This is a genomic window from Variovorax sp. GW823-FHT02B07, assembly GCF_058797695.1.
Genome location: NZ_JBXAJX010000001.1, coordinates 1,082,879 through 1,096,275 on the forward strand (window position 1 = coordinate 1,082,879; position 13,397 = coordinate 1,096,275).

Here is a 13,397-nt window from a genome sequence, read left to right on the forward strand (position 1 = left end):
CAAGGCGGGCGCTTGGGCTTCAGCGAACCTGGATTACAGGGTGTCGATGAAGCTGCGCAGCTTGTCGGAACGCGACGGGTGCTTCAGCTTGCGCAGCGCCTTGGCTTCGATCTGGCGGATGCGTTCGCGGGTCACGTCGAATTGCTTGCCGACTTCTTCCAGCGTGTGGTCCGTGGACATCTCGATGCCGAAGCGCATGCGCAGCACCTTGGCTTCGCGCGGCGTGAGGGAGTCGAGGATGTCCTTGACCACGTCGCGCAGGCCAGCTTGCATGGCGGCCTCGATGGGGGCCGTGTTGCTGCTGTCCTCGATGAAGTCGCCCAGGTGCGAATCGTCGTCGTCGCCGATGGGGGTTTCCATCGAGATCGGCTCCTTCGCGATCTTCATGATCTTGCGGATCTTGTCTTCCGGGATCTCCATCTTGGCGGCCAGGATGCCGGCGTCGGGCTCGAAGCCGAACTCCTGCAAGTGCTGGCGCGAGATGCGGTTCATCTTGTTGATCGTCTCGATCATGTGCACCGGGATGCGGATGGTGCGCGCCTGGTCGGCGATCGAGCGGGTGATGGCCTGGCGGATCCACCACGTGGCGTAGGTCGAGAACTTGTAGCCGCGGCGGTATTCGAACTTGTCGACAGCCTTCATCAAGCCGATGTTGCCTTCCTGGATCAGGTCCAGGAACTGCAGGCCGCGGTTGGTGTACTTCTTGGCGATGGAGATCACGAGGCGCAGGTTGGCCTCGATCATTTCCTTCTTGGCATCGCGCGAGGACGATTCGCCCTCGTTCATGCGCTTGTTGATGTCCTTGAGCTCGGTCAGCGGCACCACCACGCGCGACTGGATGTCGGTGAGCTTCTGCTGCAGTTCCTGCACCGGCGGGATGTTGCGCGCGAGCACGGCGCTCCAGGGCTTGCCGGCCGCGGCCTGCTTCTCGACCCACTTGAGGTTCAGCAGGTTGGAGGCGATGCGGTTGCCGTTCTTGTCGAAGCCGCTGAAGTCGCGGATGAACTCGTCCTGCGGGAAGCCGCACTTGTCCACGATGATGCGGCGCAGTTCGCGTTCCTTCTTGCGCACGTCGTCCACCTGCGTGCGCACCAGGTCGCACAGCTTCTCGATGGTCTTGGCCGTGAAGCGGATGGTCATCAGCTCGTCGGACACGGCCTGCTGGGCCTTGGTGTACGCGGGCGTGCCGTAGCCTTCCTTCTCGTAGATCTTGTGGATCTTCTCGAACATCTCGGCGATGCGGTCGAAGCGCGAGAGGGCTTCGTTCTTGAGTTCTTCGAGCTTCTTGGTCAGGGCCTTGGAGCCGCCCTTGCCGTCGTCGTCGTCTTCTTCGTCGAATTCGTCGAAGTCTTCTTCGGCCACGTAGTCGTCGGCCTCGTTCGGGTTCGAGAAGCCGTCCACGATGGTCGAGATGACGACCTTGCCTTCACGGATGGTCGCGGCCATTTCGAGGATCGCGGCGATGGTGGCGGGGGAGGCCGAAATGGCTTCCATCATGGCCATCAGGCCGCCTTCGATGCGCTTGGCGATTTCGATTTCGCCTTCGCGCGTCAGCAGCTCGACCGTGCCCATTTCGCGCATGTACATGCGGACCGGGTCGGTGGTGCGGCCGAATTCGCTGTCCACCGTGGAGAGAGCTGCTTCGGCTTCTTCCTCGGCTTCTTCCACCGTGGTGGCGGTGGGCGCGGTGTTGTTCAGCAGCAGGGTTTCGGCGTCGGGCGTCTGCTCGTACACCGCCACGCCCATGTCGTTGAGCATGGTGACCACGACTTCCATGGTCTCGGCGTCGACCAGCTTGTCGGGCAGGTGGTCGGAGATTTCGCCGTGCGTGAGGTAGCCGCGGGTCTTGCCCAGCGTGATCAGGGTCTTCAGGCGCGAGCGGCGCTTGGCCAGGTCTTCTTCGGAGAGCACGGTCTCGTCGAGGCCGAACTCCTTCATCAAGGCGCGTTCCTTCGCCTTGCTGATCTTCATGCGCAGCGGCTTGACCTTCTCTTCAGTGGTCGCGACGGCCGCGGGCTCGTCACCGGCCAGGTCTTCCTCGATGTCCGACAGGTCGATGTCGCTCTCGCCGGCTTCCTTGGCGGCCTTGGGCTTGCGCCCGCGCTTGGCGCCGGTGGCGGGCGCGGCGGCAGCGCCGGCGGCCTTGGGCGGACGGCCAACTTTCTTGGCGGCGGGGGCAGCCGTGGCAGTGGCCGCGGCTTTTTTTGGATCGTCGAGAGAGGTCGATTTCGTGGGCACGGTTTTCACTTTCGTTGCGGCTGCCGTTTTGGACGCGGCGGCAGCCGTCTTGGTTGCCGGTTTGGCACCGGCTTTCAGCGGTTTCTCTGCTGCGGGCTTGGTGGCGACGCTTTTGACGCTTTTGGCAAGTGAAGGAGCAGGCTTCTTTGAACTGGGCATACGACCTCGTTACGACAAGAAAAGACAAGCGGGATCACAGGCGCGCTGTCACGCGGACAGCACCACCATGCCCGTGCACAGGCACGGACAAAACAATTGGGAAACGAGGAATTAATTCCTCACCAGGCAAGATGTCGGGCGAACATTTGGTGTGCAGTCCTTGCGGTTATTGACCCTTTCCGCCGGAATTTACCGTTGGAGTGCGTTGCGCTAGGGGTCGGCCCGGAGGTGCTGCTGTCGCTCTTGCCTAATTTCGCCAGTTGCGAAGCCCTACATTATAGCCTGTTGCGCAAATTTCAAGCAGTATCTGTCCCCGACGCGCGAATGCGGTCACGCAATTCGAGCCGGCGGGCTTCCAGTGCCTTGTAGCGTTCCAGGGCTTTCGGGTCTTTTCCGACCGAAGCGATGGCCTCGCTCTGTTGGGCCTTGAGCCGGTCGTCGAGCATGAAGTCGAGCACGCTCCCCAGCTCCTTGGCGGCCTCGGCCAGGTGCTGTTCTTCCTCGCCCTCGGGCACCGGCCCGGCCTCGGAAACGCTCATGAGGCGCTCGGCCAGCGGCGCGAAATCGAGCCCGCGCAGGCCTTCGCGCAACGCCGCCCAGGGTTGCACGCCGTGCTCGTGCAGCTGGCTGTCCAGCCAGGTGAAGAGGGCGCCGTGCTCGCCCGGCAGGTCGCACAGCATCACGTGCAGCTCGTGCGACAGCGCCTCCCACTGCGCCATGTTCGACAGCACCAGCCGCACCGCCACGTCGGGCCGGCTCGGCGGCTTGCCGCGTCCGCGCAGCGGCTCGATGGGCTCCTCGAACTTGCCGCCCCAGCGCTTGCCCTTGGTGAACTTGCGCGGCTGGAACTTGGGTTTGCTCTCGCTTTCGTAGCGCGGGGGCTCGTAGTCCTGCGCCGGCGGCAGGTCCGGGTAGTAGTCGCCCGGATCGTTGCCGTAGCTGTCGGGCTCGCTGTGGCGCTGCGGCGCCTGGGATGGCTGGCTGTTGCCGCCGCCGCCCTTGCGCGGGCCGGGCGCGGCGGTGGCCCACAGGTCGGACAGCGCCGCGGCGTCGAGCTGGACCAGCGTGGCGATCTCACTGAGCAGCTGCCGCTTGAGCGCGCCGTCGGGCATCGCGCTCCAGAGCGGGCGCACGTTGCTCGTCATGTGGGCGCGGCCCTCGGCGGAACTCAGGTCGCAGCCTTCGCGGGCGGCCTCGAGCATGAAGCGCGACAGCGGCGTGGCCTCGGCCACGAAGCCCGCGAAGGCCTCGGCGCCGTGCGCGCGGATGTAGCTGTCGGGGTCGTGCTCGGCCGGCAGGAACAGGAACTTGATGCTGCGCGTGTCGGTGGCGTAGGGCAGGGCGCCGTCGAGCGCCTTGCGCGCGGCGCGGCGGCCGGCGGCGTCGCCGTCGAAGCTGAACACCACCGATTCGGTGAAGCGGAAGAGCTTTTGCACATGCTCGGTGGTGCAGGCCGTGCCCAGCGTGGCCACCGCGTTCGGAAAGCCGAGCTGGGCCAGCGCCACCACGTCCATGTAGCCCTCGGTGACGAGCGCATAGCCGCGGTCGCGGAAGGCGGCGCGCGCCTCGTACAGGCCGTAGAGCTCGCGGCCCTTGCTGAAGACGGGCGTCTCGGGCGAGTTCAGGTACTTGGGTTTTTCGTCGCCGAGCACGCGCCCGCCGAAGCCGATGCACTCGCCCTTGACGTTGCGGATCGGGAACATCACGCGATCGCGGAAGCGGTCGTAGCGCTTGGCCTCCTCGTCGCTGAGCTTGCCTTCCTCGTTGTTGACGATCACCAGCCCGCTCTCGGCGAGCAGCGGGTCGTCGTAGTCGGGGAACACGCTGGCCAGCGCGCGCCAGCCGGCCGGCGCATAGCCGATGCCGAACTGCTTGGCGATCTCGCCCGACACGCCGCGGCCCTTGAGGTAGTCGATGGCGCCGGGCGCCTGGCGCAGCGCCTTGCGGTAGGCGTCGCCGGCTTTCTCGAGCACGTCGGTCAGCGTGGCCTGCTTCTGGCGCTGGCTGGCGGCGCGGGCGCGTTCGGCCGGCGAGACGTCGTCCTCGGGCACCTGCAGGCCGTACTGGCCGGCCAGGTCGTGCACGGCCTCGACGAAGCCCATGCCCGCATGTTCCATGAGGAAGCCGATGGCGTTGCCGTGCACGCCGCAACCGAAGCAGTGATAGAACTGCTTGGTCGGGCTGACCGAGAACGAGGGCGACTTCTCGCCGTGGAAGGGGCACAGCCCCATGAAATTGGCGCCGGCCTTCTTGAGCTGGACGTAGCGGCCGACGATTTCGACCACATCGGCGCGCGCGATGAGTTCCTGGATGAATGAAGCGGGGATGGTCATGGCTGCGGGGAGCGGCAAATCATACGCAAGCGCACGGGCGGCATACTGAACCCCGCCGCAAATCCACATCACGCATGAAGACGCCACTGCCTTTGCAACACGCCGCGCCGCTGCTGCGCCATCCGCTGCGCTTCGTCTGGGGCGCGCTCAAGGACTTTCGCGCCAACCAGGGCCTGCTGCTGGCAGGGGCGGTGGCCTACTACGCGCTGCTGTCGATCGTGCCGCTGTTGATCGTGAGCGTGATGGCGCTGTCGCACGTGATCGACCAGGCCGAGCTGCTGCGCACCATCGGGCGCTACCTCGAATGGCTGCTGCCGGGGCAGTCGAAAGCGATCGTGGCCGAGCTGTCGAGTTTCCTGGACCACCGCTCGGTGCTCGGGCCGGTGCTGCTGGTGACGATGATCTTCTTCAGCTCGCTGGCGTTCAGCGTGCTCGAGAGCGCGATGGCGGTGATCTTTCACCACCGCAAGGACGATCACAAGCGCCACTTCCTGGTGTCGGTGGCGATGCCGTACCTCTACATCCTGAGCCTGTGCGCGGGGCTGCTGCTGGTCACGCTGGTGTCGGGGGCGCTGCAGCTGGTGGGGCAGGAAAGCGTCGACCTGCTGGGGCGCTGCTGGTCGCTGTCGGGCATTTCGGGCCTGCTGCTGTACCTGCTGGGGCTGGGCGGCGAGATCTTCATGCTGACCTCGCTCTACCTCGTGATGCCGGCGGGGCGCATGTCGCTGCGGCATGCGCTACTCGGCGGCGTGACCGCTGCGCTCTTGTGGGAGGCCACGCGGCGCGTGCTGATCTGGTATTTCTCGACGCTGTCGCAGGTGAACATCGTCTACGGCTCGCTCACCACGGCGATCGTGGTGCTGCTGAGCCTGGAAATCGCCGCCATGCTGGTGCTGCTCGGGGCCCAGGTGATCGCGAACTACGAGCGCCTGGACCGCACCGGCAGCACGAAGCCGCCGGCGTCCGAGCTCAGCGAGGGGCCAATCGAATCGCTCCGTCCAGACGAATCACCTCGCCGTTGAGCATGTCGTTCTCGATGATGTGCTTGGCCAGCTTGGCGTAGTCCTCGGGCGTGCCCAGGCGCGACGGGAAGGGCACGCTGGCGGCCAGCGCGTCCTGCACTTCCTGCGGCATGCCGAACAGCATGGGCGTGCCGAAGATGCCGGGGGCGATGGTCATGTTGCGGATGCCGCTGCGCGCGAGGTCGCGGGCGATGGGCAGGGTCATGCCGACCACGCCGCCCTTCGAGGCGCTGTAGGCGGCCTGGCCGATCTGGCCGTCGTAGGCTGCGACCGAGGCGGTCGAGATCAGCACGCCGCGTTCACCGGTGGCTTCGGGCTCGTTCTTGCCCATGGCGTCGGCCGCCAGGCGGATCATGTTGAAGCTGCCGATCAGGTTGACCGTGACGGTCTTGCTGAACACGGCCAGCGCGTGCGGGCCGTTCTTGCCCACGGTCTTTTCGGCCGGCGCGATGCCGGCGCAGTTCACGAGGCCGACCAGCTTGCCCAGCTTGAGCGCGGCGGCCACGGCGGCCTGGCCGTCGGCTTCCTGGCTCACGTCGCACTTCACGAACACGCCACCGATCTCGCGGGCGACGGCTTCGCCCTTGTCAGCCTGCATGTCGGCGATCACCACCTTGGCGCCGTTGGCGGCCAGCATGCGCGCCGTGCCTTCGCCGAGGCCCGAAGCGCCACCGGTCACGATAAAAACTTTGCCGTCGATCTGCATTGAGAGTCTCCTGAAATGAGACCCGCATTATCGAAGACGGCCGCCGGCCAAAAAAAAAGGCCTCATCCGAAGATGAGGCCCTGAATTGGATCCGTGAGGACCCAAGGAGACAACTGGTGGTGGTCGGTGCTTAGCGCTTGCGCGAAGCGGTGGCCGTCTTGGCAGCGGCGACGGCTTGGGTCGACACGGCGTTGAAGTTGGCTTCGGCGACGTCCGACGCTTGCTTGACGGCCTTCTGGACCGATTCGAAAGCGTTGTTGGCGGCAGCCACGGCGCTCTTCAGCACGGCGACGGCGGTTTCCGAACCGGCGGGGGCGTTCTTGGAAGCGCTGTCGACGAGGCCGACGAAGGCTTGCTGGGCTTCAGCGGCCTTGGCTTCGAAAGCCTTCGAGAATTCGGTGCTGGTGCCTTGGGCGATGTCGTACAGGTGACGGCTGTAGGCAGCGGTCTTTTCGGCCAGGGGCTGGAACAGGCTGGCTTGCAGCGTCAGCAGCTCTTGGGCGTCCTTGACGTTCAGGGCAGCTTGAGCGGTGCTCTGGGCTTCGGTCAGGGCGGCCTTGGAAGCGGTCACGTTCAGTTCGACCAGCTTTTCAACGCCTTCGAAGGCCTTGGTGGTCAGGCCGAACAGGGTTTCGAGGTTTGCTTTTTGGGCGGCGAGGATTTGGTCAGCGGTCAGGGCCATTTGAGATCTCCAGAAAGGATGATGGGGTGGTCGATTCACGTTGCGCTGCGCCTCGTCGTCTATGTTGCGGTGCAGCATGGCCTCAAGTATAGGCAGCTGAACGCGGCGATCAAGTGGTTTTTGCTGCTGTGCAGCAATTTAGAAGCGGCCTTCTAAATCCGGCCTGCGCGGCCAGAATGCGGCCATGCGTGCTTTCTATTCCGGGCAGTTCGTCCTGCCCCTGCCGCCGGGCCACCGCTTTCCCATGTCGCGCTACGCGATGCTGCGCGATCGCCTGCAGGAGCAGCTGCCGGCCGTCGAGATGGACCCGGCCCCGCGCGCCAGTGACGACGAGCTCGCGCTGGCCCACACCCCCGAATGGATCGCCGCCGTCAGCGAAGGCCGCGTGAGCCCGCAGGCCATGCGCGAGATCGGCTTTCCGTGGAGCGAGGCGATGGTCGAGCGCTCGCGCCGCTCCACCGGCGCCACCATCGCCGCCTGCCGCGCCGCCTTTGCGGGCGGCGTGGCGGCCAACATGGCGGGCGGCACGCACCACGCCTACGCCGACAAGGGCAGCGGCTTCTGCGTCTTCAACGACGCGGCGGTGGCCGCGCGGCTGATGCAGGTCGAGCAGGCCCGCGCCGGGCGGCTGCTCAGGGTGGCCATGATCGACCTCGACGTGCACCAGGGCAACGGCACCGCCCGCATCTTCCAGGGCGACCCGAGCGTGTTCACGCTGTCGGTGCACGGCCAGAAGAACTTCCCGTTCCGCAAGGAGGCGAGCGACCTCGACGTGGAGCTGCCCGACGGCTGTGGCGACACCGACTACCTGGCGGCGCTGGAGCACGCGCTCGACGAACTCGACCGCCGTTTCTCGCCCGGCCTCGTGATCTACCTGGCCGGCGCCGACCCCTTCGAGCGCGACCGGCTCGGCCGCCTCAAGCTGAGCTTCGACGGGCTGGAGGCGCGCGACCGCCGCGTGTTCGACTGGACCTGGCAGCGCCGCATCCCCACGGCCTTCGCGATGGCCGGCGGCTACGCCAGCGACATTGCCGAGACGGTGCAGGTGCAGCTGGGCACCTTCCGGGTGGCGCTCGATTACTGGCGCCGCTGGCAAAATGCCGCGCGATGAGCGCCCCCACACCACCCACCTCAACCCCCAAGCCCACGCCCCACACCCGCAGCGCCTACCGGGCGTTTCGCAGCATCCCGACGCGCTGGGCCGACAACGACATGTACGGCCACGTCAACAACGTCGTCTACTACAGCTGGTTCGACACCGCGGTGAACGCGCTGCTCATCGAGCGCGGCGCGCTCGATATCCACGGCGGCCAGACCATCGGCTTCGTGGTCGAGACGCAGTGCAACTACTTCGCGCCGGTGGCCTTCCCGCAGACGGTGGAGGCGGGCATCCGCGTGGCGCAGGCGGGCCGCTCGAGCGTGCGCTACGAGATCGCGCTGTTCGCCGAGGGTTCCGACACCGCCGCGGCGCAGGGGCACTTCGTGCATGTGTATGTCGACCGCGCGACGCAGCGGCCGGTGCCGTTGCCCGAGGCGCTGCAGCAGGTGGTCGATTCGCTGCGGGCCTGAGCGCTCGCCCATGAAAAACGGCGCCCGCAGGCGCCGTCCGTGAGAGGGGCCGCAGCCCCGCTTACATCGTCTTCTTCATGGCCTTGATGTCGGCCTTGCCCTGGGCTTCATCAGCCTTGGCCTGCTTCACGCAAGCATCCTTGGCCGCGCCATTCTGGTCGTCGCACTTTTCCTTCGCGACTTCATAGGCGGCCTTCACCTTTTCTTCGGCCACCTTGCGGGCATGGCTGTCGCTCGGCTGGTACTGCTGTTCCAGCTCGGCCTTGGCTACTTCTTCCTTGCCCTTGGCTTCCTTCTGGCAGACGTCCTTGGCGTTGTCCTTCATCGTGTCGCACTGGGCCTTGGCGACCTTGTAGTCGGCCTCGACCTTTTCCTTGGCGACCTTGTACTCGTCCTTGGTCATCGCACCGGCCTGGCCGGCGACGAAGAAGGTGGAGGCGAGGGCGAGCATGACGAGGTGTTGTTTTTTCATGGTGTGTGTCCTTTGCGGTGAATGGCAGGGAAAGAGAAGGGAAGGGCGCAGGGCGCTTGCTTCTTTCTCAGTTCTTCTCGAACCAGAGTGCGTCCGGCGAGCGGCCGTCGCGAGATTCCCAGTCCTTGACCTGCTTCTCGGCCTCGTCGCGGCTGATGCCGTGGCGTTCCTGGATGCGGCCCAGCAGCTGGTCGCGCTTGCCGGCGATGACGTCGAAGTCGTCGTCTGTCAGCTTGCCCCACTGCTCGCGGACCTTGCCCTTGAGTTGCTTCCAGTTGCCTTCGATGGTGTCCTTGTTCATGCGAATCTCCTTGAGAAAGAGTGATGACCCGGCGGAACATGCCGCCGCCGTGAAATCAATGTCGCGTGAGTGATTCCCCCTGCCGGTAGGACGTGCAGGCCGGCCCTCGTAGGCACAGGCCGACGCAGGCCGTGATAATGGAACGGACGCCGACGACAGAGACCCGAGACACCGCGCACCGCACCATGATCATTCACAGCCTGCTCGACACCGACCTCTACAAGTTCACGATGATGCAGGTGGTCCTGCACCACTTTCCGGGGGCGCGGGTCGAGTACCGCTTCAAGTGCCGCAACCCGGGCGTCAACCTCGCGCAGTTCGCGGGACAGATCCGCGACGAGATCCGCAGCCTGTGCTCGCTGCAGTTCCGCGATGCCGAACTCGCCTACCTGCGCTCGATGCGCTTCATCAAGAGCGACTTCGTCGACTTCCTGGGCCTGTTCCGGCTCAACGAGAAGTACATCAACGTCATCCCCCAGCCCTCGGGCGAACTCGAGATCCGCATCAAGGGACCGTGGCTGCACACCATCCTGTTCGAGATTCCGGTGCTGGCCATCGTGAACGAGGTCTACTTTCGCAACACGCAGAAGAACCCCGATTTCGAGGAAGGCCGCCGCCGCCTCGACCTCAAGATCAGCCAGCTGCAGGAAGCCGGCCTGGGCGACCTCAAGATCGCCGACTACGGCACGCGCCGCCGCTTCTCGAAAGACTGGCACGAGGAAGTGCTGCGCACCCTGACCCAGCGGCTCGGCGCCGTGGCCTCGCCGCCGGCCAAGTCGCCCGCGGGCGAACGGCTGCCGCAGCTGGCGGGCACCAGCAACGTGCTGTACGCCATGAAGCTCGGGCTCATTCCGCTGGGCACCATGGCGCACGAGTACCTGCAGGCCTGCCAGGCGCTGGGCCCGCGCCTGCGCGACAGCCAGATCTTCGGCTTCGAGAGCTGGGCCCGCGAATACCGCGGCGACCTGGGCATCGCGCTGTCCGACGTGTACGGCATGAGCGCCTTCCTGCGCGACTTCGACCTGTACTTCTGCAAGCTCTTCGACGGCGCCCGCCACGACAGCGGCGACCCGTTCCAGTGGGGTGAGCGCATGCTGGCGCACTACCACGCGAACCGGGTCGATCCGCTCACCAAGACGCTGATCTTCAGCGACGGCCTCACGGTGCCGCGCACCATCGAGCTGTACCAGCAGTTCCGCGGCCGCTGCCTGCTGGCCTTCGGCATCGGCACCAACCTCACCAACGACCTGGGCTACGAGCCGCTGCAGATCGTCATCAAGATGATCCAGTGCAACGACCAGCCGGTGGCCAAGCTGTCGGACACGCCGTCCAAGAACATGTGCGAGGACGAGAAATACCTGGCCTATCTGCGCCAGGTGTTCGAGATCGAACAACCCCCCGTTTGAAGGCTGTACTGACCTGTCTGGTACGGTACAGCCCCCATGAAGAAAACGATCCGACTGACGGCAGCCGCGGCGCTGCCGATGCTCTTTCCCGCCCTGGCCTTCGCCGCCGATTTCGACGGTGCCGCGCTCTCGCCGCTGTGGGGCGTGCCGTTCGCCGGCATCCTGCTGTCCATCGCGCTCTTGCCGCTGGCCACGCCTTCGTTCTGGCACCACCACTACGGCAAGATTTCCGCCGCCTGGGCGCTGGCCTTCCTGCTGCCCTTTGCCGCGACCTACGGCGCGGGGATGGCGGGCGTGCAGCTGGTGCATGCGCTGGTGGCCGAGTACATCCCGTTCATCATCCTGCTCACGGCGCTGTTCACCGTGGCGGGGGGCATCCACATCCGCGGCAACCTGCACGGCACGCCGGGGCTCAACACGGCGATCCTGGCCATCGGCGCGGTGCTCGCGAGCTTCATGGGAACCACGGGCGCCTCGATGCTGCTGATCCGGCCGCTGATCCGGGCCAACGACAACCGGCAGCGCAAGGTGCACGTGATCGTGTTCTTCATCTTCATCGTGTCGAACGCGGGCGGCTCGCTCACGCCGCTGGGCGATCCGCCGCTGTTCCTCGGCTTCCTCAAGGGCGTGGGCTTCTTCTGGACCGCGCAGCACATCCTGCCCGAGACGATCTTCATCCTGGCCGTGCTGCTGGCGCTGTTCTATGCCATCGACCGCCACTTCTACCGCAAGGACGGCGTGCTGCCCGTCGACCCGACGCCCGACACCCCGCGCCTGGGCTTCGACGGCGCGGCCAATTTCTGGCTCTTGGGCGGCATCGTCGCGCTGGTGCTGCTGAGCGGCTTCTGGAAATCGCCCGTGGTGTTCGACGTGTTCGGCACCGAGGTCGGCCTGCCGGGCCTGGTGCGCGACGTGGGGCTGGCGCTGATCGCCATCGTCTCGTACAAGCTCACGGCGCCCAAGGTGCACGCCGACAACCAGTTCGAGTGGGGCCCGATGGCCGAGGTGGCCAAGCTCTTCGCCGGCATCTTCCTGACCATCATCCCGGTGATCGCCATGCTCAAGGCCGGCACGCAGGGCCCGTTCGGCGCCATCGTCGCGGCCGTGACGCGCGCCGACGGCCAGCCCGACCCGGCCATGTACTTCTGGGCCACCGGCATCCTGAGCTCGTTCCTGGACAACGCGCCGACCTACCTCGTGTTCTTCAACACGGCAGGCGGCGACCCGGCGGCGCTCATGACCACCTATGCCAGCACGCTGGCCGCCATCTCGGCGGGCGCCGTGTTCATGGGCGCCAACACCTACATCGGCAACGCGCCGAACCTGATGGTCAAGGCCATCGCCGAAAGCCGCGGCGTGCGCATGCCCAGCTTCTTCGGCTACATGGCGTGGTCGGGGGCGATCCTGGTCCCGCTGTTCGTCCTGTGCACCTTCATCTTCTTCCGTTGATCCTTCCAGCCCTTCAAAGAAAGAGACACGTTCCATGAGCAGCAGCAAGCCCAAGATCCTGGTCGCGCGCGCGGTGTTCCCCGAGACCCTCGCGCGCCTGGCGCAGCATTTCGAGGTCGAGTCGAACCAGGCCGACGAGACCTGGAGCAAGGACCAGCTGATCGCGAAGCTGCAAGGCAAGCAGGGCGCCTTCACCACCGGCAGCGAGCGCATCGACGCCGCGGTGCTCGACGCCTGCCCCGAGCTGAAGATCTGCGCCAACATGGCCGTGGGCTACAACAACTTCGACGTCGACGCCATGGCCGCGCGCGGCGTGCTGGGCACCAACGCGCCCGACGTGCTGACCGAGACCACGGCCGACTTCGGCTTCGCGCTGCTCATGGCCACCGCGCGCCGCATCACCGAGAGCGAACATTTCCTGCGCGCGGGCAAGTGGGAAAAGTGGAGCTACGACATGTTCGCCGGCTCCGACATCCACGGCTCGACGCTCGGCATCATCGGCATGGGCCGCATTGGGCAGGGCATCGCCAGGCGCGGCGCGCACGGCTTCGGCATGAACGTGATCTATCACAACCGCTCGCGCCTCGACGCCACGCTCGAGGCCGAGTGCAAGGCCCGCTACGTCGGCAAGGAAGAGCTGCTCAAGACCGCCGACCACGTCGTGCTGGTCGTGCCGTACTCGCCAGCCTCGCACCACACCATCGGCGCGGCCGAGATCGCGCTCATGAAGCCGACCGCCACGCTGGTCAACATCGCGCGCGGCGGCATCGTCGACGACGCGGCACTGGCCGTGGCGCTGCGCGAGAAGCGCATCGCCGCCGCCGGCCTCGACGTGTTCGAGGGCGAGCCCAAGGTCCACCCCGACCTGCTCACCGTGCCCAACGTGGTGCTCACGCCGCACATCGCCAGCGCCACCGTGCCCACGCGTCGCGCCATGGCCGACCTGGCAGCCGACAACCTCATCGCCTGGGGCTCCGGCAAGGGGCCTCTGACGCCGGTCACGCCGGTGCCAGCGGCCACGAAGTAATCTGAAACCTGACCGCGAGCGCGACACGCCCCC

The 13,397-nt window shown here is 66.2% G+C and carries 12 protein-coding genes; 6 read left to right on the plus strand and 6 right to left on the minus strand.

The features are described 5' to 3' along the window. Positions 1-33: 33 nt before the first annotated feature. The gene (rpoD, locus tag AC1RGU_RS05050; protein WP_062470575.1) at positions 34-2,397 is read right to left on the minus strand and encodes an RNA polymerase sigma factor RpoD; all 2,364 of its coding nucleotides are present in this window, start codon (positions 2,395-2,397) and stop codon (positions 34-36) included. Positions 2,398-2,693: 296 nt separating this feature from the next. Beyond that, entirely contained in the window at positions 2,694-4,730 is a 2,037-nt protein-coding gene (gene dnaG / locus AC1RGU_RS05055) for a DNA primase (RefSeq protein WP_062470571.1), read from the minus strand. A 74-nt stretch (positions 4,731-4,804) separates the two neighbouring features. Between dnaG and AC1RGU_RS05060 the strand changes: the two genes are divergently transcribed. Continuing rightward, complete coding sequence (locus AC1RGU_RS05060; protein WP_492695175.1) at positions 4,805-5,752, plus strand: YihY/virulence factor BrkB family protein; 948 nt, start codon at positions 4,805-4,807, stop codon at positions 5,750-5,752. Here AC1RGU_RS05060 and AC1RGU_RS05065 read toward each other — a convergent pair. After that, positions 5,700-6,458, minus strand: coding sequence for a 3-hydroxyacyl-CoA dehydrogenase (locus AC1RGU_RS05065; RefSeq protein ID WP_056590186.1), 759 nt, complete (start codon positions 6,456-6,458; stop codon positions 5,700-5,702). The two genes, AC1RGU_RS05060 and AC1RGU_RS05065, sit on opposite strands and share 53 nt — an antisense overlap. Positions 6,459-6,588: 130 nt before the next feature. After that, positions 6,589-7,140, minus strand: a complete 552-nt coding sequence (locus AC1RGU_RS05070) for a phasin family protein (RefSeq protein ID WP_095950673.1) — start codon at positions 7,138-7,140, stop codon at positions 6,589-6,591. 184 nt (positions 7,141-7,324) lie between these two features. Here AC1RGU_RS05070 and AC1RGU_RS05075 point away from each other — a divergent pair, with 184 nt between their 5' ends. Together AC1RGU_RS05075 and AC1RGU_RS05080 are read left to right on the plus strand one after the other, a co-directional pair. Continuing rightward, a complete protein-coding gene (locus AC1RGU_RS05075) occupies positions 7,325-8,251 on the plus strand; it encodes a histone deacetylase family protein (protein ID WP_095950674.1) in 927 nt (308 codons plus the stop codon). Continuing rightward, on the plus strand, positions 8,248-8,709 hold the full coding sequence (locus tag AC1RGU_RS05080) for an acyl-CoA thioesterase (protein WP_492695178.1): 462 nt from the start codon (positions 8,248-8,250) through the stop codon (positions 8,707-8,709). Before AC1RGU_RS05075 ends, AC1RGU_RS05080 begins: the two co-directional genes overlap by 4 nt. A 61-nt stretch (positions 8,710-8,770) precedes the next feature. Here AC1RGU_RS05080 and AC1RGU_RS05085 read toward each other — a convergent pair whose 3' ends face one another. Both AC1RGU_RS05085 and AC1RGU_RS05090 read right to left on the minus strand, forming a co-directional pair. Then, positions 8,771-9,181 carry a hypothetical protein gene (locus tag AC1RGU_RS05085; protein WP_095950978.1) on the minus strand — a complete coding sequence of 137 codons (411 nt, stop codon included), beginning with the start codon at positions 9,179-9,181 and terminating at the stop codon, positions 8,771-8,773. A 67-nt stretch (positions 9,182-9,248) separates the two neighbouring features. Continuing rightward, positions 9,249-9,482, minus strand: coding sequence for a CsbD family protein (locus AC1RGU_RS05090; protein WP_062470554.1), 234 nt, complete (start codon positions 9,480-9,482; stop codon positions 9,249-9,251). A gap of 185 nt (positions 9,483-9,667) precedes the next feature. Here AC1RGU_RS05090 and pncB point away from each other — a divergent pair, with 185 nt between their 5' ends. Genes pncB through AC1RGU_RS05105 form a run of 3 tightly spaced genes read left to right on the plus strand, consistent with a single transcriptional unit; the run spans position 9,668 to position 13,364 of the window. Further along, positions 9,668-10,888 (plus strand): nicotinate phosphoribosyltransferase, encoded by a 1,221-nt coding sequence (pncB, locus tag AC1RGU_RS05095; RefSeq protein ID WP_070059637.1) that lies wholly within the window; start codon positions 9,668-9,670, stop codon positions 10,886-10,888. Between the two features lie 36 nt (positions 10,889-10,924). After that, positions 10,925-12,337 carry a sodium:proton antiporter gene (locus tag AC1RGU_RS05100; protein WP_492695181.1) on the plus strand — a complete coding sequence of 471 codons (1,413 nt, stop codon included), beginning with the start codon at positions 10,925-10,927 and terminating at the stop codon, positions 12,335-12,337. Between the two features lie 34 nt (positions 12,338-12,371). Then, positions 12,372-13,364: a 2-hydroxyacid dehydrogenase gene (locus AC1RGU_RS05105; RefSeq protein ID WP_492695183.1), complete on the plus strand. Its 993-nt coding sequence runs from the start codon at positions 12,372-12,374 to the stop codon at positions 13,362-13,364. The last annotated feature ends 33 nt before the right edge of the window (positions 13,365-13,397 follow it).